Source organism: Hymenobacter sp., assembly GCF_036387835.1.
In the GTDB taxonomy this organism is placed as follows: Bacteria; Bacteroidota; Bacteroidia; order Cytophagales; family Hymenobacteraceae; genus Hymenobacter.
This window is the reverse complement of the sequence record NZ_DASVSY010000118.1, coordinates 1-22758: the sequence shown is the minus strand read 5'-3', so window position 1 is coordinate 22758 and position 22758 is coordinate 1. Positions and strand designations below refer to the sequence as shown.

14 protein-coding genes and 1 pseudogene are annotated in these 22758 nt (G+C 59.6%); 10 read left to right on the top strand and 5 right to left on the bottom strand.

All coding sequences use genetic code 11. From position 1 onward, the window contains the following. Both VF639_RS23410 and VF639_RS23405 read right to left on the bottom strand, forming a co-directional pair. Window positions 1-529 (bottom strand): CocE/NonD family hydrolase (locus tag VF639_RS23410; RefSeq protein WP_331148383.1); only part of this gene is annotated, 529 nt, incomplete at its 3' end. Window positions 530-1135: 606 nt separating this feature from the next. After that, window positions 1136-1624 (bottom strand): YybH family protein, encoded by a 489-nt coding sequence (locus VF639_RS23405; RefSeq protein WP_331148382.1) that lies wholly within the window; start codon window positions 1622-1624, stop codon window positions 1136-1138. Window positions 1625-2552: 928 nt separating this feature from the next. Here VF639_RS23405 and VF639_RS23400 point away from each other — a divergent pair. The 7 genes from VF639_RS23400 (at window position 2553) to VF639_RS23370 (ending at window position 13852) form a co-directional block, all read left to right on the top strand. Next, window positions 2553-3206 carry a response regulator transcription factor gene (locus tag VF639_RS23400; RefSeq protein ID WP_331148381.1) on the top strand — a complete coding sequence of 218 codons (654 nt, stop codon included), beginning with the start codon at window positions 2553-2555 and terminating at the stop codon, window positions 3204-3206. 483 nt (window positions 3207-3689) lie between these two features. Continuing rightward, a complete protein-coding gene (locus VF639_RS23395; RefSeq protein ID WP_331148380.1) occupies window positions 3690-3833 on the top strand; it encodes a hypothetical protein in 144 nt (47 codons plus the stop codon). A 5-nt stretch (window positions 3834-3838) separates the two neighbouring features. Beyond that, window positions 3839-6910 (top strand): sensor histidine kinase, encoded by a 3072-nt coding sequence (locus VF639_RS23390; protein ID WP_331148379.1) that lies wholly within the window; start codon window positions 3839-3841, stop codon window positions 6908-6910. Window positions 6911-7393: 483 nt separating this feature from the next. Then, entirely contained in the window at window positions 7394-7576 is a 183-nt protein-coding gene (locus tag VF639_RS23385; RefSeq protein WP_331148378.1) for a hypothetical protein, read from the top strand. A 318-nt stretch (window positions 7577-7894) separates the two neighbouring features. Next, entirely contained in the window at window positions 7895-10444 is a 2550-nt protein-coding gene (locus VF639_RS23380; protein ID WP_331148377.1) for a T9SS type A sorting domain-containing protein, read from the top strand. Between the two features lie 353 nt (window positions 10445-10797). Next, the gene (locus VF639_RS23375) at window positions 10798-12003 is read left to right on the top strand and encodes an aminopeptidase (protein ID WP_331148376.1); all 1206 of its coding nucleotides are present in this window, start codon (window positions 10798-10800) and stop codon (window positions 12001-12003) included. Between the two features lie 880 nt (window positions 12004-12883). Then, window positions 12884-13852 (top strand): tyrosine-type recombinase/integrase, encoded by a 969-nt coding sequence (locus VF639_RS23370; protein WP_331148375.1) that lies wholly within the window; start codon window positions 12884-12886, stop codon window positions 13850-13852. Window positions 13853-13900: 48 nt separating this feature from the next. Here VF639_RS23370 and VF639_RS23365 read toward each other — a convergent pair whose 3' ends face one another. Beyond that, window positions 13901-16363: a TonB-dependent receptor gene (locus VF639_RS23365; protein ID WP_331148374.1), complete on the bottom strand. Its 2463-nt coding sequence runs from the start codon at window positions 16361-16363 to the stop codon at window positions 13901-13903. Window positions 16364-16492: 129 nt separating this feature from the next. Here VF639_RS23365 and VF639_RS23360 point away from each other — a divergent pair, with 129 nt between their 5' ends. Genes VF639_RS23360 through VF639_RS23350 form a run of 3 tightly spaced genes read left to right on the top strand, consistent with a single transcriptional unit; the run spans window position 16493 to window position 19469 of the window. Then, window positions 16493-17593: a sensor histidine kinase gene (locus tag VF639_RS23360; RefSeq protein WP_331148373.1), complete on the top strand. Its 1101-nt coding sequence runs from the start codon at window positions 16493-16495 to the stop codon at window positions 17591-17593. Next, the gene (locus VF639_RS23355) at window positions 17594-18775 is read left to right on the top strand and encodes a sensor histidine kinase (protein WP_331148372.1); all 1182 of its coding nucleotides are present in this window, start codon (window positions 17594-17596) and stop codon (window positions 18773-18775) included. Then, the gene (locus VF639_RS23350; RefSeq protein WP_331148371.1) at window positions 18768-19469 is read left to right on the top strand and encodes a LytR/AlgR family response regulator transcription factor; all 702 of its coding nucleotides are present in this window, start codon (window positions 18768-18770) and stop codon (window positions 19467-19469) included. The genes VF639_RS23355 and VF639_RS23350 overlap by 8 nt, the downstream gene beginning before the upstream one ends. A gap of 42 nt (window positions 19470-19511) precedes the next feature. Here VF639_RS23350 and VF639_RS25450 read toward each other — a convergent pair. After that, window positions 19512-19760, bottom strand: a pseudogene (locus VF639_RS25450) (outer membrane beta-barrel protein); the annotation flags it as partial. Between the two features lie 126 nt (window positions 19761-19886). Beyond that, the gene (locus VF639_RS23345) at window positions 19887-22271 is read right to left on the bottom strand and encodes a TonB-dependent receptor (protein ID WP_331148370.1); all 2385 of its coding nucleotides are present in this window, start codon (window positions 22269-22271) and stop codon (window positions 19887-19889) included. Window positions 22272-22758: the final 487 nt, after the last annotated feature.

Genomic DNA, 22758 nt, shown 5'->3' with positions numbered 1-22758 from the left:
CCTTCAGGGCCGGGTGGCGGCTGAGCAGACCCACCGTGGTGTAGAAGCCGGGGTACGAGATACCCCACTGCCCCACGCGGCCGTTGTTTTTGGGGCCCTTCTTGAGTAGATATTCAATTGTGTCGAAGGTGTCGGTGCTCTCGTCTATGTCCTGCTTGCCGCTGTGCTTATCCTTTTCGGGCCGCACGTCTTCAAACACGCCTTCCGACATAAAAGCCCCGCGCACGTCCTGCAGGGCGAAAATGTAGCCCTCGTGCAGCATGGTGCTGTTCTGGCTAACGCTGTGAACGCGGGAAGTGATGCCCAGCCACGCGTACTTGCCCGGCCCGTAAGGCCCTGCCGAATAAGGCGTGCGGTTGAGCATGATGGGATAGCGCACCCGGTCGGCGTCTTTGGGCACGTACACGACGGTGTGGAGCTTCACCCCATCGCGCATCGGTATCCGATACTCCAGCTTGTTGTAGTGCTCGCGGGCGTAGAGCGTATCAGCCAACAAGCGGGCCTGCAACGCGGCGGCGCTCACGCGCACGGTATCGGGCGGCAGCGCGGGCCGGGGCAGCGGCCAGCGTCAACAGGGCCAAAACAACTGAACAGTAAATAGTTTTCCTCATAGAAAGAGCGTGTTAGCCCCATGCGGAGGCTGCATCCCAGTTAGCGGCAGCCAGACCATTCAGCTATATATTCCTCCATTAATTGAATATAGCGCGATTACCTTCGGACCGTTTCGCTGGACATATATGCTATCGGGGGCTTAGGGCCGGGGTCCGATAGGAGCCAGCATCAGTTCCCGGATGTATTTCATTGGGGCGAGTGCTACGACAACGTGCAGGTTGAAAGCCTCTGATCCCGTCTCAAAACGGAGGTACTCGAACTGCGCGAGCTGCCCGTGTTTGTCGAGCTACCAGACGCCTAGGCCAGAGTGGCCAACTATTTCAACTACTACAATCACGACCGGCTGTACTCCAGCATGGGCTACTGAACGCCGTATCTCGCTCATCAACAGCTCCTTCAACTTGACACCCTAAACTGTCTAGCCTAAACGGGCCCTAAGAAACATCCTGCAGGTTGTAGACGCCTTAAAAAAGCAGCTGAGAGACGGGCTCCCAACTGCTTTTTGTCGCTAGCAGGGCAGTCGTTACTTGTTGGCCTTGATAGGATCTTCGGCCAGGTGAATATGAGTAATCTGCCAGGTAGCACCTTCCTTGTGGGCTAAGGTCATATAAGAGCCGTGTCCCGAAGCTCCTTTCGGGAGATTATTCATTGGCTTTATGTCATAGGTGTAATAGCCAGTAGCGTAACCCATCGTCGCGTCGCCGCCCATCTGCAAGGGAGTAAATTTTAAATTGTTGGTGTGGCTGAAGGAGTCTTTCAGCCAGTATGTGCTCACTGAATCCCGGCCGCTCACCACAGGCGACGTGTTGACCAGGTACCGCACATTCTTTGCGAAACAGGCCGTGGCTTTGGCCATATCTTGCTGTTGCATAGCATCGGCAAATTGCTGAGACAAAGTGGCCATGGTGGCCGGCCCGGCCGCGACGGAGAAGGTGGCCGCGGGCACGCGGGTATTGCCGGAGCCGAACGTCAACAGCGTAACCAAAGTCAAGCAAAGTAGGGAGTATTTCATGTGTGCTAGATGGAAAAAGTGCATGGTGAAACTTCCATAAAACCAGGGCTTTATGCTATTGTACTTCAGAGGTTGGGCTATGGGTTGTCGCAAGTAGCAGACGGGTAGTAGAGCGTACTCATGTGGTTGCGGGTAGGGAGTGGCAGTGGACTCTTCATGACTTCACCGAAAGCGGCTGCCAGGAATTGCAATTAATAATCATGCAAGTATATTGCCTCTGGCAATGCTGCGGTATGACCTAAAGGTGTCATGTGAAATTCCAAGCTGCTGTTGCATGATACCGGGAAGCCGGGGTACAGCCCTTACGCAAAGCGCGCGACTGCCCTAGGAGCAGCCGCACGCAAACCGGGCGCAATAGCGTGTCCGAGCCGTTCTTACTGCACCATGCAACTTAGCCTCGCTGTAAGGCTGCTGGCCGTTGAAGCCATCCACGACGGCCATGTTAGAATACAGTTCGTCCAACTTGCACGGGCTTAACAGAGCGTCGCCATCGCGCACCACTCAATATAGGCGTCGGTGGGTGTAAGGGTGGAGAGGTACTTCGTAGCCATGGCGTTGGGCGGATGCTTGGCCTTGGTCGACCGCGTGCGAGGCAGGGGCGAACGGCGTTTTGCTGAGTCGCTCGCATGGCTAGTGCCGGGTGATTCTGGAAAAAAGGATTGCTGTCCTCACAGAAAGCGACTGAATATGAATATGCCTAAAACATCTATCACCGCCAGCCTTCGGGGGTTATTAAGCCGTCTAAGAACTTTAGCAACAGCTACGACCGTTTGGCTGAACGGCAGCGCATCTTGGCCAGCGGGTAACTAAGCAACATCTTCCTGCTCTACATGGCTGATTCGGGCTCATTTATCTCGGTGGTTGAAACGGTGTTTTATCACCCTTTTGTGTCATAGCGCACTATGCTGCCGGCCACTACATTTGCGTCATGCAAATCCGTCTGCCCTTAGCCATCATCGAAGACCGGACGCCCATTCGGGAAATGCTACACCAATACCTGTGCGCGCAGCCCGAGTTTGAGTGCGTGCTGACGGCGGCGTCGATGGAGGATTTCTTTCGGCAACTACCTACGCTCGGCACCCCGCCGTCGCTGGTGCTCTCCGACATTGGCCTGCCGGGGCGCTCGGGCATCGAGGGGTTGCCCCTGATTCTGGCCCAGCTGCCGGAAGCGCAGGTGCTCATGCTGAGCGTGTACACTGACGCGCCCCGCGTGTTCGAGGCCATTTGCGCGGGGGCGGTGGGTTACTTAGTGAAAAACACGCCGCTGCCCGTTATCAAAGCCCACCTATTGGAGGTAGCTGCCGGCGGTTCGCCCATGTCGCCAGCTGTGGCGCGGCACGTGTTGCAGGCGTTCCGGCGGCAGCCGCCGGTAGCGGTAGCAGCCACAGCCGAAACCCGTCTGACGCCCCGCGAGCAGGAAATTGTGACGGCCGTGGAAGAAGGACTCAGCTACAAGCTCATTGCCGACGCCTTCAGCATCAGCCTCGATACGGTGAAAAACCACCTGCGGGCCGTGTATCGCAAGTTGCACATCAATTCGAAAGGCGAGCTGCTGGCCCTGTCTTTGAAGCGGCACAAGTAAGCGGCCAGGCGGATAGTACAACACCTTCGGCTCACCCGTGCGGGTCAGCCCTTTTTGTGATGGGGTATTATTTCCAACAAGTAGGCCTTCGGCACAACACGTCAGGCAATGCGCAGTGAAGCATTTCGCATAAGATTGTAATAAAACGAGAAAGTTAGTGGAAGTACGCGCGATGCTTCACTACGGGCCACCTGCCGGTCTTGGGGGGTGCTTTTTATTGAGTGGAGAGGCAATTAGCCCTTCAGTTGACACAGGCGGGGTTAGGCAGCACCTTGCAAAATATAGTCCTTTTTATATTGAGCTATATTTTGTACCGTTGTAACAGACCGTTCTATATATTCTTGATTTTATGGAAAAACAGCTACCCTACCAGCTGTTCCTTTTCGGCGAGTTGCTAACTCACCCGGCCGCTGTCCAGCAGTCAATGCACCGCCGTGCGTAGCGACTTATTTCGACTACTACCACCACGAGTGCCGTCCCTCAGTGCTCGCTCACCAGACGCCACCAACCTGCTTTCTGCAGCAGGTTACAAGTACCAACCTGCATGCTCCCGCTTGGCTGAACCACCGCCCCGAGCCACTTGGCGCCACCGCCACGGGCTATTCGGGCTTGCCTTTCACCGCCTAACCGGCATGCAGCTTATCTCAACGAGCGTCTTGTGCTGGCTGGTGGGCAGCTGGCTGCTACTGGCCGGGCCGGTAGCGCAGGCCCAGCAGCTGGAAAAGCAACTGGAGCAGCAGCCCGACCGGGTCCTGAGCACGGTGGGCGTCCGCGACATCAGCAGCGACCCGGCGGGCTTTGCCTGGGTGGCTACCCGGCAGGGCATGTTTCGCTATGATGGCCGGCAACTGGTACCGCTGAACCAACTGGTGCGGCAGGGACCTCACCTGCGCGGCGAAGCCTACCGAGTGGCGGCCGATTCCACCGGCACGGTGTGGGTAGGTATGCACGACGGGCTGTACGCCTTTGTGCCCACTACCGGCGAGCTGCGCCAAGTGCCAGTACCCCGGCTGACGAGTCGGCACGGCCACATCAATGCCTTGCTGGTGTACCGGGGGACGCTGTGGTTTGGCCGGGGCATGGATCCGTGCCAGGTGTTCCGGCTTTCGCTGCGGCGGCCCCGGCAGCCCCCGCGGCTGGTGTGGCAGCACCCGCAGGGCCTGATTGCGACCATCGAGCCCGATTCGGCGGGGCAGCTTCTGTTCTTCAGCTTCGAGCGCAGCTGGCGGCTGATGCCGGGCGGCCGCGTGCTGCCTGTAGCCCAGCACAGCCACCGCTACCGGGTAGTGAAGGCCAACTACGCGCGCCGAACCCAGGTAGCCGACCACCCGTTGCGCTTGCCCTACGGCCCTTATTTCTTGACCGACAGCGCGCTGCTGGAGCACCGGCCGCCGCAGCCCCCGCGGGTGCTGGCCCGTTGGCCCCGCAACAGCTCCTCCGCCGCCGTACCGCGCCTGGATGTGCTGGAGCTGGACAGCACCTGGTACTGGCTGGGCGATGGGGAGTTGCTGGCCTTGTCTATCCGGCGGCAGCGGCGGCCGCCGGGGCTCGAGCACTATCCGCTTCAGTTGGCTAAAGAGTGGAACGGGTGGCTGTGCTTCAACCGGGACCGGACGGGGCTGTGGGCATTCGCCGAAGGTATGCCGGGCCTGACCAAGCTGCAGCCCCGGCAGGCGCCCATTCAAGCCCTACCCGTGGCCGGCGGGCTGCGCCTGAGCACCCGCACCATCAGCCGGCTGGCCGATGGCCGGCTGCTGGTAGGCAGCTATTCGGGCACGTTTACGCAGGCGGCCGACAGCCCGCTGGCCCCCCTACGCCGCTGGCCGGGCGCGGTGCCCGGGCCCGTCTGGTTTTGCAGCCTGCGCCTACCCGACGCCCGTTTGGTTGTTGGGCTGGAAAACGTCGGCATCCAACTGCTGACGGGGCAGCGGATGCAGGAAATCGTGTGGGCCGGGCCCCATCCCAACCCGTCGGGTAAAACCACCTTCTGTTTGCTGCGCGACCGGGCGGGGCGGGTATGGGCGGGCGGGCAGCAGGGCCTGTTTCAGCTTGACTTGGCCCGTCGCACGCGTTGGCGCTACCGCGAAGGCGATCCTACATGGCCGCTGCACCGCTGCGAAATTGAGGCGATAAGCGAAGGCGCAAACGGCGAGCTGTGGCTGGCTACCAATCAGGGCTTGTACTGCCTGCAGCCCGCTACCGGCGCCCTGCGCCACTACGGCCCCAACGAGTTGCCGCCCTATCGCCTGCCAACCGGCCTGGTGCGCTGCGTGCTGGTCGCGCACCCCGACAGCGTGTGGGTGGGCACCCTCGATGCCGGGCTGCTGCTGCTGCACCCGCGGCGGGGCGTGCAGCGGCAGCTGACGCTGGGCCAGGGGCTGCCCAGCGAAGCGGTGGCGTTTGTACTGGCTCCCCGGCCGGGGCGGGTGCTGTGGGTGGGCACCCACAATGGCCTGGTGCGCTACGAGCCCCACACCGGCAGGCGCAGCGACCTGACCACCGCCGAAGGCTTGGCGACCAACGAGCTGAACCGCCAATCGGGCTGGTACGACTCGGTGCGGCAGCGCCTGTACGTAGGCGGGGTGGGTGGGCTGAGCTACTTCGCGCCCCAAGACCTGACCGCCGCCGAGTATCGGCCCCGGCTGCTACTCACCAGCCTCACCCAGCACCACGCCCAGCCCGATACCATCCGCACTGAATACCTGACCGGCACGCTGCCCCAGGGGCTGGAGCTGGCCCCGGGCGATGCTTTTGCCGACCTGACGCTGGGCGTAAGCGACGACGACGGGTCCGAGCTGGGGCGCTTCATGTACCGCTTGCTGGGCTCTGGGCCCGCGCCCTGGCAGGAATTAGACGCGGGCAACCGTCTGCGCCTGCAAGGGCTCGAACCGGGCGACTACACCCTTGAAATTAGGGGAGAAACCGAGCTGGGCACGCCCACCCGCAACGTGCTGCGCGTGCCGGTGCGGGCGCGCATCTACTGGTGGCGCCGACCCGGCGTGTGGGCCGCCCTCACGGCCCTGCTGGTGGTGGCGGCGGTGGGTGGGGTGTACCGGTGGCAGCAGCAGCGCGGCCGGCGGCGCGAGCGGCACTGGCAGGCCGAACGCGCCCTGCGCCAGCGCATCGCCGCCGACCTGCACGACGACGTAGGCAACCTGCTCACCCAAATCAGCATGCACAGCAGCTTACTGCGCGAAACGCCCCACAGCCCGACCCAGACCCGGAACCGGCTCGACGCCCTGGCCGTCGCCTCGCGCCAGGCCGCCCAGCAGATGAGCGACGTAGTGTGGAGCCTCGACACCGGCTCGCTGCGCCTCAGCCAGCTGCTGAACCGCATGCGCGACCATGCCCAGGAAGTGCTGCCCCCCGCCGACCTCGACGTGCAGTTCCGGGTATGCCCCAACCTGCCCGACCCGGCGCTGGCCCCGGCGCTGCTCCATAACTTTTACCTCATCTACAAGGAAGCCCTGCACAACGTGGTGAAGCACGCCCACGCCACCACGGTCACGGTGCAGCTGGCGGCGACCACGGCTAGCCTCACCCTCACCGTGGCCGACGACGGCTGCGGCCACGACGGCCGCGGCCGCCCCGGCGGCCGCGGCCTGGCCAACATGCAGGCCCGCGCCCGGACCGTGGGCGGCACCGTGTGCTATGAGCCGTTGGCGACGGGCTTCGCGGTGGTGGCGGTCCTGCCGCTGGGCTAAGCGGCTGGCCCGCTCTGACTTAAGGCCACGCGCCCGCCCCACGCTGCAGCCCTCGAGTTTCCCACTCCCCCGACCCCGGGCTGCCCTGTGGCACGGTACACCAGGGGGTTGCGCACCGGTGCCGCTCTCGTCAACCTCTGCCCGTCAATTAATTGTCTAACATAATGGGCGGCATGAGCGGCGACTACTAGCGGCAGTCCTTCTTGGAAATGCTAGGCCGCATCGTGCCGTAAAAGCATACTTTCCGAAACTTTACGTCCGGTTGACGCCCGGCTGCCCTGGGGGCAGCCGGGCGTTTTGCGTAGGAACTGGGAGCGGGCATCTCGGCAAAGTACCAAAATTCCTGGGATTTTATATGACACCAACGTGTCATACCGCGGCTTGGTCGTGGCGGGTAGATTTGTAAGGTTATGAGATGGGATTGTATTTCCCGGCTGCTGCTTCAAAGGAGGCAGCGGAATAGTTACTTTTTTCTCCTATCGTATGAATACACGCTACTCCCCGGCCGCTACCCGCGGCAACGACGCCGCGACGACTTCGACCGCTCTGGTCCGCATTCCCCGCGCCGCCCGCCACCAGCTCTGGCACTTGACCAACCCCTTACTGCCGACGCTGCCAGGCTTGCTTCCCGGCGCGGCCCACGCCTTGACGGCGCCCCCGGCCTGAGAAGAGGCGGTGGCCAGCAACAAGACCCCGCCCCAAGGCACCGGCTTGGCCAGCGCCCGGAGCTGGCGCGGGAAGGGGCCGCCGGCCGGGCCGCTCACCCTGTGCGCCGGCAGCACCCAAACCCTCAGGGCCACTGTGCTAGGCTTCAACGTGGCCCCGCCCGCACTGAGCCGCCCGGGCGCTGGCCCCTTCGGCGCAATCGCCCCAAAGGACATCATTAAATAAAAATAATACTAAGTATTTTTATAATCATATTTTGTATCCCTTTTTCCCTTGTTGGGCACTTTGATTCTCTCTTCATTCCATTTTTTTCTTCACATGAAAAACCTCTTCCAATACCTTACCTCCTTCCGGCCAGGCCGGGCCCTGGCCCTGGCCGGGGCGCTGCTGGCCACGGCCGCCCACGCTCAAACCGGGGCGCTGGTGAAAACCGCTTCACCCCAGGGGGACCCTTCGCGCCCCCCCGCGCAAGCCCGGCCGCTCTCGGCGACCGTCACTGCCTACGCCCCCCTTGGCACGCGTGCCAAGGCGCAGCAACGGCAACAGGCAATGGCCGTGGCGGCCACCACCACCGTCACGTTTGCCAACAGCCAGCAAGGCTGGTTTTCGCCGCAGCAGGGACACCAAGCTGAGAATGACAATTATCTTGTTGGCGGATTAACTGGCTATATTGACATAAATGGCGCCTACCGTAACTTCTTCACGTTCCCGCTGACTGGCCTCAACCTGACGGGCAAGCAGGTGGTAAGCGCCACCCTCTCCTTGGTCGACAATGGATTAGGTTCTAACTCGACGGTGACGTATGTGCTGCACGACGTGAATACCCCGGCCGCTACCTTGGGGGGTACCTATGCGGCCGGCGACCCCGTGACGGCGAGCGTGTTCAACGATTTGGGCACCGGCCAGGCCTACGGGAGCTACGTGGGCAACTCACAAGCAACTCGCGGGCGACGGGACTATACACTGGCCCAGGCCGCGCTGGCCGACATTGCGGCCCGCGCCGGCCAGAACTTTACCATCGGGGGCATGATCTTAGAGGAGCAAGCTTCGACATCAAACTTCTTATTTGGGAGCACGGGTAACAACACCGGCCAGCAGATTCTGACGCTGGAACTGGCCGACGCGCAGGCGATTACGACGGGCACGGTGAGCCCTGCGGCCTGCGCCGGAGCTTCGCTGGCCGTGCCGTTTACGGCGGCGGGCACCTTCGCGTCGGGCAACGTTTTCTCGGCCCAACTCTCCGATGCGGCCGGCAGCTTTGCGGCACCGGCAACCATTGGCACGCTGGCGGGCACCTCTTCCGGCACTATTGCCGCCACGCTGCCGGCCAGCACGCCGGCCGGCACGGCCTACCGCATCCGCGTCGTCAGCTCGGACCCCACCATCACGGGCAGCGACAACGGCAGCAACATAACTATTAATGCCCTGCCCACGGCCACGCTGAGCGGCGACGCCACGATTTGCGCGGGCAGCCGCACCGACCTTAGCGTGGCCCTGACCGGCACCGGGCCGTGGTCCATCACCTACACCGACGGCACGACTCCGGTAACCGTTTCGGCTACTGCCTCGCCGCTGCTCATCCCCGTTACTCCGGCTACGGACCAGACATATGCGCTGACGGCGGTATCGGACGCGAACTGCACGGGCACTTCCTTCACGGGCGCTGCCGCCGTGGTCGTCAACACGCGGCCGGTTGTCACGGCGCCCGCCAATCAGGTTCTGAGCAGCGCCGCCGACCAGTGCGGCGCCTCGGCCAGCTTTGCCGCGACGGCCACGGGCCGGCCGGCCGCCGAACTCGTTTATACGATAGGCACTACTGTCATCACCTCCCCGCACATGTTCCCGGTCGGCACCACGACGGTCACGGCCACGGCTACCAACTCCTGCGGGAGCGACGCGCAGTCGTTCACGGTGCAGGTGCAGGACCGGCAGGCGCCCGTCGTCCGCGCCCGGAACATTTCGGTGGACTTGGTCAACGGCATCGCCACCGCCCGGGCCGAAGACCTCAATAGCTTCAGCACGGACAACTGCAGCGGCGTCCTGCTCTACAGCGTGAGCCCGAGCACCTTCACCTGTGCCAACATCGGCCCCAATACCGTCACGTTCACGGTGCAGGATGCCAGTGGCAACAGGGCTTCGGTGATGGCCACCGTCACGGTGCGGGGCAGCGTGCCCACCCCGGCCATTGCCGTTTCGCCCTCCCCAGCGGTGTCGCCCGGCGGCCAGCCCAACACGCTCTATCTGGGCTATGGCCCGCAAAGTCTCACCCTAACGGCCAGCGGCGGCGCGCGCTACCAGTGGACCCTGCCCACCGGGCTCCGCAACCCCACCAATGCCAGCCAAGTGTTCACGGCCACCACGGCCGGCACGTTCACCTACACGGTCACGGCGACGTCGGCCAGCGGCTGCCCGGCCACGGCCAGCGTCACGCTGACGGTGGTGGAGGCCCGCTGCAGCAGCGGCAAGAAGCTTGATAAAGTAATGGTGTGCCACAGCGGCACTACGCTCTGCATCAGTTCGGCTGACGTGGCCGACCACGTGCGCCACGGCGACCAAGTTGGCAACTGCCCTTCCGGCAGCACTCGGTCCCTGACCGCGGCCCTGCCCGCCCTGCTGGAAGCCTACCCTAACCCGTTCACGGCCGCGACCACGCTGCGTTTCCGTCCCGCACAGGCAGGCGCAGCTAGCCTGTTGGTTTACAACTCCCTGGGCCAATTGGTCGCCACCCTCTTCGAGGGCGTAGCTGAGCCGGGACAGGTGTACGAGCGCACGCTCGACGGGAATAACCTGACCGCCGGGCTCTACACCTGCCGCTTCGTAGTGCAGGGCGGCGAAAGCCTGACCCAGCGCGTCGTGCTGACCAAGTAAACGCGGGGCAATTTCCGGTAGGCTAGCCCGACCGGCACGGTTCCGGGCCACTCACGGCCTCCCCCGATCCGGTGCAGGTTACGGCTGCCTTTACCTTGGTTCTATACCCTGTGCCTACTATCCCCACGGCGTGCACCACCTGCGGCGGCAATAAGCTGACGAGAACCGGCCGGAACCCCACGGCAAGCAGCGGTTCCGGCCGGTTCTCACTAGCAAACAGCTAGCCTTCGGGCCTTGCCCGCTACGCTAACACCACTTCGCTTGCCCGTCGGCAACGAAGGCGACCGCACTAGCCAAGCGACTTCGGCCGCCCCAACTTTTTTCCTTATCCATCAACCCCCATTTCAACCCCCATGAGAAACCGTTATGCAGTAACCAGTGGGCTTGTGGGCCTGCTGTTGTCGGCCGGCTCCGCCTTCGGCCAGAACTACGAGCAGATCGCCAAGCAAATCGTTAACACCTCGGCCGGCGTCAAGCCTGGGGAGCTGGTGATGATTACCGGCGGCAGGCATACCATGCCGCTGATGGAAGCCATTGCCGTGGAAGTAGCCCGCGTGGGCGGACAACCGACTATGCTGGTCAATACCGATAAGGTGGCCCGCGCGGTCAACGTGGAGATGCCGGAGTCAGCCATTATGGCCTCCAAAGATGACAGCTGGCTTTTAAGCTCCGATGTCCTCATCACGCTGCCCAGCCTCGAAGACAGCAAAGCCGTGCTGGCCGGCATGACGGAGGCCCGGCAGGGGAAGTTTGATAAAGCGGCGGCCGAAGCGGGCCTGAGCAAGAAGCTGGACGCCAGCAAGCTGCGGGGCGTATTCGTAGCGTACCCGAGCAAAAGCTACGCGGCCAACCAGCAGCTGGACTACCCAAGCTACGAACAAATGATTTGGGCCGGCATCGGCACTGATTACACGGCCGTCGCGGCGCAGGCCCAGCAACTGAAGCAACTGCTGACCACGGGCAAGAAGGTGCACATTACCTCGCCCGCCGGCACCGACCTTACTTTGCAGCTTGCCAGCCGCCCGGTGTTCACCGACGACGGCGTGGTGACAACCGCCGACCAGCAGGAAAAGCTCATCTATAGCCGCACGGCCAACCTGCCCGGCGGGCGGGTGTACGGCACCTGCCAGGAAAGCTCCGCCACAGGCCGGCTGGCGGCCTCGCCCGCCACCTGGAACGGCAAGCCCCTGCAAGGGCTCAAGGGCGAGCTGAAAAACGGGCAGCTCACCAACGTCCGCGCCGACGTGGGCAACGACGACGTGCAGAAGTGGCTGGCCGCCAACGACGCGAGCGTAGCGCAGGTCGGCTTCTTCTCCATCGGCCTGAACCCGGCCATGAAGTCAGAGGCACAGAAAGGCTACAACCCGGCCACGGCCGCCGGCATGGTGTACGTGGGCACGGGCAACAACGCACTCTTAGGCGGCACGAACCAGGCCACGAGCGGCAACAGCTTCCCCATCGCCAACGCCACGGTGGAAGTGGACGGCACCGTGGTGGTACGCAACGGCCAATTGGTGTCGCCCACTCTAGCCAAGGCATCGTCCGGAGGCAAGAAATAAAGCAGCTCGGTTTTCCAATGGCGTCCGCCGCGGCGGTTTTGCGGCCCTAGCGAAACGCCTTCGTCACTCATCTTTTCCTTAAAGCCCTGCGTCCTCTGGCTGAAGATGCAGGGCTTTTTACGTTAGCATGTGCCGACGCTGAGCTTGATCCTAGCCAGCTGTTGAGGGCCACTCTCAATCCCGCCATCAGCCAGCTGCCGGTCTAGGGTCCCGAGGGTACGCCGTACCAGCTGCTCAACCCGCTGGGGCAGGTCGTACGCACCGGCCACGTTTCCGCCTTGCCGCTGGAGGTGCATGCTTTGCCGGTTGGCCTCTGCTTGCTACGCGACGTGCGCAGCGGCCGGACCGGCCGGCTCGTTAAGCACCTAGCATAAGGTGGTCAACCCCCAGTTTCAAGTTAGGTCTTGTCCTAATAACTCAGCCCTTCGTTATATTTAAACAGCGGGTACGCCGTGCCTTCTTCAGCAGCGTTTGCTGGCGAGCCGCTGGTTGCATTTGACTGCCTGATAGAACATAAGGTACTATGTTCCATAACTGGTTAGATCAAGCACGACGAGATTGTCTCGCTCTTGTAGAAAGGAATTGGGAGGCCCGTCTACTCCTTGTTAAAAATCCGCTTCTAATTGATGAACGACTATTTCGCGCATCAGCTTTTACAGTGGTCATTTTCTAATTTTGCTGTTAGCATCCTTAAAGCTTGCTATGGATTGAAGGGGATCAAAGGATGCAGACCGAAAATAATACCGTGACATTTAGATATTAATTTCCTTATTCACCAAAACGGAAAACTTATTATAAGGACTGATAAGGTTTACTTATCGTTCCTTATCTTAGAAGCATCAAAAGCACCTACTTTTAGGTCCGCTACTCCTTATTATATATGGCTACCGAAAGTCAACTGCCCGTTGTTCCGCCTTTGGCCGGCGCTCAGGTGCCGGCGCACCTAATGGAGTCTGCCTCTCGCTACGTCGAGTCGGGCTTGCGCGGCGCGGCAAATACCATACGGGCCTACGCCGGCGACTGGAAGCGTTTCACGGCTTGGTGCCAGTTGCACCAGTTGAAGTCGTTGCCCGCGCCGGTTGAAGCATTGGCGGGATTTCTGACGGAACTGGCTGACGCGGGGAAAAAATTTGCTACGATTGAGCGACATACTGCGGCCGTTAAAAAGGCGCATGAGCTGGCCGGCCTGGAATCACCCACGGCTAACAAAAAAATCAAGGTGCTGCTCAAAGGCATTGCCCGCGAAATAAAGACGCGGCAAAAGCAGGCACCGGCATTTAGCATTGATAATTTCAAGCGTACCATCAAGAGCATTGATGTAAGCGTACCAGCCGGCCTGCGCAATCGGGCCTTGCTGTTGCTCGGCTTTACGGGCGCATTTCGCCGCTCGGAGCTGGAGGCACTCAATATTGAAGATCTATTGTTCGACGAGGATGGATTGGTGGTATCACTTCAGCAAAGCAAAACCAACCAGTTAGGACAAGCCGAGGAAAAAGCCATCTTCTACTCTCCTGACCCGGCGTTGTGTCCTATCCGTTCGTTGCAGGCCTGGCTGCGGGTACTTGGCCGCGCAGATGGTCCAGTGTTCGTGTCGCTACGCAAAAACAATCAAGTGACTACCCGGCGCATGACCACCAAGTACACCAACCTGATTGTACAGCAGTACTTGGGCAGTCAGTATACGGCTCACTCGCTTCGCGCATCCTTTGTTACCGTTTCCAAGCTGAATGGGGCGGATGACAGCAAGGTCATGAACCAAACCAAGCACAAGACCTCGGCTATGATCCGTCGTTATACCCGGCTCGACAACGTGCGTCAACATAACTCGGCAAAGGAACTTGGTTTGTAGTCGACCGGGCGAAATTTTATTGGTGCTAAGGTCATTCCGGTCTGTTTACTACATGCCCAATCGACTGCGCTCATCGGCATTGCCTTTAGTTTCGACGCGCTTGCTCTTCAGGTCTGCTTTGCCGAGGTTGTAAGTGAAGGCCAGGCGCACGAAGCGGGTGTCATTGCGCAGTTGCTCGTCGCCCACGATGGGCACCACGTTGGTAGAAACCCGGAAATTGGTTTGGTAGAAGACATCATTGACCGACAGGTTCAGCGACGCGCGCTTTTCCAGGAAAGTTTTCTTCACGCCTACTGACACGTAAGAGTAGGCATCCCAATCAAACAACCCGTTGAATGAAGGTGAATTATACACCCCAAACAAACGAGCCGACCAGCCCTGCCCCCAAGTGAAGGTATTGTTGCTGCTGACGTTGAAATAGGTTTTTTGCTTGGCAACGGAAGTCGCTTGGTCGAACGGGTCGGGGAAGCTCAATTTCTGGAAGAGCAGGCTGGCCGTGTTGTTTATAGTCCACCAGTTGGTAGGCGATACAGGAGCCGTGAGCGTAACGGTAGCCAAGTGGCGGCGGGTCAGGTTTTGCTGCGTGCTGATGAAGCGCAGGTTAGCTTCATTGTAGAGGTACACCGACGAAATAGCGCCCGCCGTTTGGGTGTAGTCAACCTGGAGTCCGTAGCCTTTGTAGAGGTTGTTCCAGGAAAAGCTGTGCAGGTATTCGGGGCGCAGCCGGGCATTGCCCCGCGTGCTGGTATAGGTATCAAGAAACCGTTCGTAAGGAATTAAGCTTTCATAGGCGGGTCGGTGCAGATTGCGGGCATAAGCCAACGAGGTCGTGTAGTCGGCCGAGAGCTTGTAGTCGGCCCGCAGGTTCGGGAACAGGTTGAAGTAAGTTGAATCGACACCGCTGACCACTTGGTAGTGCGTTTGTTCGGCGCGGAGGCCGGCTTGCAGGGCCAGCTTGCCGAAGGTGTGGTTCAGGTTGAGGTAGCCCGCCGCCACACGCTCCCGGTAGCCCAGACGAGAAAAAGGCGTCAGATTTTGCGGTACCCACAGCCCATCAGTCAGCACCTCGGCCTGCTGCCGGCTTACGTTGCGGGTGTCCGTGTACTTCAAGCCAGCTTCCAGGCGGGTGTTCGGATTCCAGACCTTGGTATAGTCGGCCCGCCCGGTGGTGATGTGGTAGGTAGCCGGAATGAAGTTGCGGAAGCTACTGGTAAGGCCAAGCGAATCGGTCATGCCCTGCACCTGCTGATTGAATGTCTGCTGCTGCCGATTCTGATAGGTAGCATAGTTGCCGTTCAACAACAGGCTAGAACCCAGGCTGTCGAGGTTGTGCTTGTAGAATAGGGTGTAGTTGGCAAAGGCGTCGCGCAGCGTCACGCGCTCCTGAACCTGGCTTGTGGTATTGCCGCTGGGCTGCGCAAGTTCGGCCTGCGCCACGCCCGCGCCGGTTAGGCTACCTGGCACTACATCCACATCGGCACCAAAAGTGGTTTGGGTGGTAGGATGATAGTTGATGCTGCCGCTGAAGTTGCCGTTCTGCAAGGTTTTATTTAGGTCGCCGCTTTGGGTTAGATAGGCCGTGGGGATTCGGCCCTCGTAGAACGTGCGGTGGGCAAGCGTCCGCTCGAAGCCGCCGCGGTGGGCAAAGCTGCCGCTGGCCGTCAAGTCAAGTTTGGGCGTGCTTACCCGCAAGCCGCCGTTTAGCCCGCCACCGGTGCGGTAGCCCTGCCGCACATTGCCTCCCACGTTGGCGGTCCAGCCTAGCTCCTTCGCCCGTTTGGTATATATTTCAATTACGCCCCCCGAAGCGTCGGCATCGTACTTCGCCGACGGGTTGCTGATTAGTTCAATGCGCTCTATCTGGTCGCCGGGAATGCCCGCCAGCACCATTTCCAGGTTGGTTCCGCTAGGCAGCCGTTTGCCGTCGAGCAGAATCAACACGCCACTTTTCCCCCGGAATTTAAGCGGTTGCCCTTCAATTGCCTGCACGGCGGGCGCAGCGGCCAGTACTTCGTAGGCATTGCTGCCAGTAGCGAGCAGGCTGCCGGCCACGTTCATCGTTATACGGTCGGGCTTTTGCTCAATCAGTTGCCGCTTCCCTGTCACGACGACTTCCCCCAACTTCTGCGTGGCCGTGGGCAGCGCCACTGTACCTAAGTCCAGAGTGGGCGAACCAGCCGTTAGCTGCAAGGTTTGCTCGTGCGTGGTGAAGCCAACCATGAGCACCAGCAGTTGGTAGCTGCCCGGCGGCACGGCTTTGAGGGTGAAGTGACCGGTTTCATTGGCCAGGGCGGTCTGTATTACGCTTCCGCCGCTGCTGGCTTTTAGCACCACGTTCGCAAAGCTCACCGCTTCTTGCTTTTGCTGGTCGAGTACGTGGCCCGTTATCGTCGTTTGAGCTGTGGCGCTGCTACTGGCGAACAGCCAGATTAGGAGCAGGAGCACCAAATAACTGCCGCTGGCTAGTGGAAGGGCGGCGGAGCGTTTCGGTGTGGATAGAGAAGCAGACATTTCTTGATTCCTTTTGGAGTGGTGAAGAAGCTGGAACGAAGAAACTGTGCACCTTTAAGGACTGGAATTTTATTCGACCAAGTAGCGGCCCCACACCACCAAAGCACGAAGCATCACGCACTTTTCTGCATGTCGGAACCTACGTTCAGCCCCGGCCTCCGCTGGCAAACCCTGAGTGCCCGCCGCACGGCCGTACTGCTGCAACTGCTGCTATGGGTGCTGTTGTGCGGCTTCTACTTTGCCTGGAACAGCCGGCCGAACTACCATTTCAAAACACCCGTGTGGCCCTTGGTGCTGCTGGAAATGAGCTTCTCCGTGCTGCTGTTCAATAGTTTGGTGTACTTCCTTATCCCGCGTGTGCTGCTGCGCGGGCGCTACGTATTGGCGCTGGTCAGCGGCTTGCTACTGGTTGTGCTCTATCAGTTATGGTCCTACGCCGGTACTCTACTGATGGCATTGTACCTGCCTCCTAGCTCTGATCTGCTGTATAACATGCAGTATTTCAATGCCTGGGACGATGTAGTACATAACCTCTCTACGGTGCAAGGCTTCGTCAACATTATCTTTTCGGTGTTGTCAACCATGATGTTTCCCGTCCTGGTTAGCTTTCTGACTTATGCCCTGATTGTGGACCGCCGTCGGCTGCTGCTGGAGCGGGCCAACTTCAACCTGGAATTGAGTTACCTCAAGGCGCAGCTCAACCCTCAGTTTCTCTTCACCACATTGCGCTCTTTGCAGGATCTGACCCGCACGCACGACGCCCGCGCCGGGGACGTGGTGCTCCACCTGGCCGACCTGCTGCGCTACACGCTCTACGAAACCGACGCCGAGCGCGTGCCCCTTACCCGGGAACTGGAATTTCTGGACGACTACCTTACGCTGGAACGCATACGCTACCCAACCGTCAGTATCGACCACCAGGTAACCGGGACGGCTACTACGCAGCAACTAGCGCCCTTGCTGCTGCATCCTTTCTACGAACAACTATTCATGGGCTTGTCGGCCGAGACAGGCTCAGTTATTATAAAAAGCACCATTCAGGTAGAGGCCCAGGTGCTGACGCTCAGCCTACACCGTGACTTGGCGCCAGGAGCAACGCTACCTTCCTACCAACCGGTGGCACTTGCCGCCGCCGAACGGCGCTTGCAGCTACAGTACCCTGGCCAACATACGGTGCAAATACAGGAAAACGGCTCAACGCTTCACGTTTCTCTTCACCTCCAGCTGTAGATGTTTGCCCGCACCTCTTCCAATGTTTTGTCTTGGCGGCCTAGCTACTCGCTTCCTCTTCGGGTGGCGCTGCACGGTGGGCTATGGGCGCTGTTTGCCACCTACGAGTACTTTAATAGTGTTCAATTTTTGGCCTCCGACCATCTACACCACCCTTTCCTGGTGTGGGGCTTTGTGGTGAAGGAAACAGTAGCAGCCATGCTGGGCTTCTACTTTTTTTCCTTCGTAGTATTGCCGCGCTGGTTACTGCGGCGGCGTTGGCTGCTTACGGCCCTGGGGCTGGCAGCTATTTACTACACCTGGGCCTTACTTTCCTTTGCCTTTTTCACGTTAGCCGACCACATCGGCGCTATTCAGAGACCAACCATAGAAGCTAACAACTATTTCTACCGCATCCTGGACAAAGGCCTGTGGACGGGCGTGTTTAGCTGGTACGGCGTCAGCATAGGGCTAAACGACTTCAGCACCGTGGTGATGCCGGCGCTGGTTGTGCGCTTCGTGCAATTTTTGCTGGTGAGTGGTAACCATAGTCTGCGCCTGCAGCGCGAAAACCTCAACCTGGAAATCAACTTCCTCAAGGCGCAAGTCAACCCGCACTTCCTCTTCAATACCCTCAACAACCTCTACACCATGATAGTGAAGCAGGACGAGCGCGCCCCCGCCGTGGTGCAGCACCTCACCGACCTGATGCACTACACCGTGTATGAGTCGAATGCGCCGCAAATGCCGCTATTGCAGGAGCTGGCTTTCCTGGAAGCATACCTGGCGCTGGAACGGCTGCGCTACGGTAAGAAAGTTGGCATCACGTATCAAAAGACCGGCGACCCAACGGCGTATAGCATCACGCCGCTGCTGTTTTTCCCCTTCGTTGAAAACGCTTTCAAGCATGGAGTCGACAGCAGCCTGGATGCCTCGTGGGTGGAAATTTCGCTGACCGTGGCCGACGAACACCTGCACTTCGTCGTGCGCAACAGCTTCAGTCCCACGGCCCCACAACGGGCCTACGGCGGCGTGGGCATTGCCAACGTGCGCAAGCGCCTGGCTTTGCACTATCGCTCCACCGACTACCAACTCACCATTCAGCAGACCTCCGACACCTACGAAGTAACCCTTTCGCTACGTCTCTCAACGGCCGCAGCAGTTCCTGCGCGACTTTCTTCCCCTGTCCTGCTCCATGATTAAGTGCCTGATTATTGACGATGAGCCCTTCGCCCGCGAGCTAATAGAGGACTACGTTGCGCAGATTTCCACCCTGCAGCTGGTGGCCAGTTGTGAGCACGTGTTCGAGGCATTGGAAATCCTGCAGCAGCAACGCATCGACTTGTTATTTTCCGATATCAACATGCCGCAGGTGAACGGCATTGAGTTTCTACGCTCGTTGCCCAATCCGCCCTACGTCATCTTCGTCACGGCCTCGCCGCACCATGCTTTGGAAGGCTTCGAGCTAGACGCGTTAGATTACATTGTGAAGCCCGTCTCGTTCCCCCGGTTTCTGAAGGCCGTAAACAAGGCCGTGAATCTGCTGAACAGCAAGCCGGCCCCCGCCGCCCCAGTTGCGCCCCAGTTTCTGTTCGTGAAAGAAGGCAACTCCTTACAGCGGGTGCTGTTCGATGAAATCTACTACATCGAAGGCATGAAGGACTATATCAAAATCATCCTCAAGAACCGCGTTATCATCACCTACCTGCGCATGAACCGGGTAGAAGAGCAACTCCCGGCCACGCGGTTCATGCGCATCCAAAAGTCCTACCTCGTTCGCACCGATGCTATCAAAGCCATCAGCGGCAATGAGGTGCAACTGTATGACTTAGTTGAAAAACTGCCCATCGGCAAACAATACAAGGAAGCGTTGCTGGCGCAGTTCGGCCTGAGCTAGTAAGCGTTGCGTCGGTAAGGACTACGCGGTTGTGGTAGCGCCTCAATTAGAAATCCGGCTTTCTTCTTCCTGGCTACCCACCGCATGACGGTTAAGTGCCTTGCCACTGCCAATTTTCCAAGTGAAACTCAGCAGCACCCTGCGGCTTTCGTACTGATTGTTCCAGGTCATATCGACGTTGTTGTAGTGCAAGTAGCTACGCCATCGGTTGGTGTAGAATAAGTCGGTGAGGCGGAGGCTGAGCGTTGCTTTCTCTTGCCAGAGTTGCTTTTTGAGGCCTAGGTTGAGCGAGCCGTTGGCGCGGCCTGCACATGCGAACTTGGAAGTTGTTTGATAACACTCATTATTCTAGAAAACAAGCTAAGTAACTCGCTGAAAACTAGTGGCAAAGCATGGTTGCTTGGCAGCGCTCTGCTGCTAGCCACCAATGCCACCAGTGTCGCCTTTTGGCTGGTTGTCGATGGTGTTGGTAGGTTTGTTGTTCCCTAGAAACCAGGTGAATCCCAGGTACCCCACGCGCGTTTCGTATTTGGTTTGAAAGTTGGCGCTGAGCCCATCGGCCCCGAGCTGGGTATACTGGCGGCGCGTGTTAAACAGGTCGCTGACCCGCAGGGTAAGCGCGGCCCGGTCGTGGAGCAGCCGCTGGCGCACCGCCACATCGACCCCGTAAAAGGCCAGCAAGCGGCCCTGTGGCACTACCAGCGGGGCGCGGTAGTTACCGCTGAGTTGCATGGCTAGGGTTTTGGTGGGGCTGAAAGTATTTAGCAGATATGCCGTGCCCGTAAAGTTGGCGCGCGTCCCGTTACCGGTGTAGCTGGCTACTTGGTTGCGATAGTAAGAACCATTAGCGGTAAGTTTCCACCACGTAGTCACGGGCTGCGTCAGCGACATTTCCAGCCCGTAGCTGGCCGTGTGGCCTAAATTGGCGTAGCTGGTGCGGGCAATGAAATCAGGTTGGCCACTGAGGCGGGTCGCCATGGTATCAATGGTGCGCAGGCTCTGAATAGCCTGGTTGGCGAAACGTCCAAACAGGGTGGTACTAAGCGTGGTGGCCTCCCACGATATTTGGTGGCCCAATTCCGCCACCTGCACGTACTCGGGGCGCAGGTCGGGGTTGCCTACCACGTAGTTGCGCGCATCGGAATAGATAGGCAGGGCAATGATCTGCAAGAAATTGGGGCGGTTTAGCCGGCGCGAGTAGCTGAGTTGAAGGCGCTGCTCATGGGCCAGCGTGCGGGCTACCGTGGCCGAGGGAAATAAGTTGAACAGCTGTTGACTGGCCGAACCCGTAGGCAGCACCTTGGCTTGCAGCCCCGTGTATTCGGCGCGCAGCCCGGCTTGATACTCCCACAAACCCGATTTCTGCTGGTAGGAGCCATAGGCCTGCGGAATTACCTGGCGGTAATAATAGCGGTAAGAGCCCGCCTCCTGCCGAACGAATTCGGCCTCAACTGTTGGTTGCACCGCATAATCCGCCGAACCGGGAGTCACCATGAGGTCCGTTTTAATTCCCACTCCCCAGCGGCGCTTCTCGTCCAGCGGATGCACATAGTCCACCTGCGCCGAGGGCAGATGAATAGTTACGTCGAGCAGTTGTTGGCGGGCACTGCGCGAGTAGCTGGCTGGTCCATCTAGCACGCGCTGCTGGGTGGTTACGGTGCCGCCATCCAGGATATACATGGCACTGGCCGATAGCTCACGGCCGGGGTGCGTAGGCCAGGTGCGCCGGTAATTGCCCGAGATGCGGGCGTTGTAAAGGTCGTCTACTTCGGCGTTTTGGTTTTGCAGATTGATGGTGGGGGCACTGTCGTGCGTGAGCAGGGTGGCAAAGTTTTGAGTGGTGCGTAAATCATTTTTATAGAACTCGGTCGTCAGGGTGAAGCGCTGCTGGGTGTTGAGGGCGTAATCAACGCCCAGGCGCAGGCCCTCGTTGGTTTGGTCGCGGGTGTTGAGGCCCGTCTGGTCGGTGCGGGTGGTGCGGCCGTCCACCGTGGCCACCTGCTGCAAGGCCGAGCTACCGCGAAACTGATTGCTTACGCCGTTGGCATTGCCAAAAAAGTTGAATTTGCCTAGTTGGCGGCTGAGATTGAGCGAAGTGCTGTATTTGTCGCGGGTGCCCACCGTGGTTAGCACATCACCGTTCCAGTTGTCCTGGGTTTGTTTTTTCTGCACCAGATTGATGATGCCCCCCGCACCCTGGGCCGAGTATTGAGCACCAGGATTGGTGATGATTTCAATGGTTTCGAGGCGGCTGGCGGGCAGTTGGTCGAGGCGCAAACTGCTCGGCGCAGGCTTGCCGTCGAGGTAGAGCGTGACGCCCGAATTTCCCCGCAGGCTCACTTGCCCATTCTCCTCGACGGCTACGGAGGGCACTTTCTGGAGCACATCCGTCGCCGTACCGCCCGCGCTGTTAAGGTCTTTTCCCACATTGACAATTGTCTTGCCTAGTTCACTGACGAGAACCGCTTTTTCGCCCTGCACTACGACGCTGCCCAGCTGCACGGCCGCCGGAGCCACCAGCCACTCGCCTAAGCGGACCACCGGAGCATTGGCGCGCAACGCAACGAGCCGGCGAGTGGGCTGGTAGCCCAAGGCCTCGGCCCGGAGCAAGTAAGTATCCGGCGCCAAGTTGGCTAGTGTAAACGTGCCATTTTCAGCTGTTTGAGTGTTCCCCACCAGAGTTGAGTCGGGTAGGCGTAGTAGCAAGACATTGGCAAAGGACAGCGGCTGGTGGGTGCGCTGGTCGAGCAGCGTGCCGGATACTTGCCCCACGCTCTGAGCCGCCAGCAGGTTAGGACACATGCTAACCGCTACCAGCACACAACCCCATGACTTCGCCCAGCCTACGATTGCTAAGAAAACGCTAATTAAATACCGTAACCAGGTTGTCAGTGTTTCACTACGCAGAATGAATGGTTGGAAAGCAAAGTTGTTTGCAATACAAGATACCAGGCAATACCTAGTAGACAATGATGAGAGTGCCGACGATTTCATGAGAAGGCTTAAGGTTAAATGAGAAAAAAAGAAATGTTGCCTACGAAGCTGTTTAGGAAGTCAGAAAAATTACTTCAGCCGGTCATGCTGAGCTTGCCGAAGCATCTCTACCGCTTCAATAGGGCCCTTCAATGAAGCGGTAGAGATGCTTCGGCTGCGCTCAGCATGAACTGTGTTAAGAAACAAGGTTAAGATGAAACGCCGGGTCAAATTGGCGTTGATGGAAGACCAGGGCCCAGGCCTGGCGCAAGAGGCGGGCGGCCACGGCGCACAGGGCTTGGGGCTTGGCTTTGCC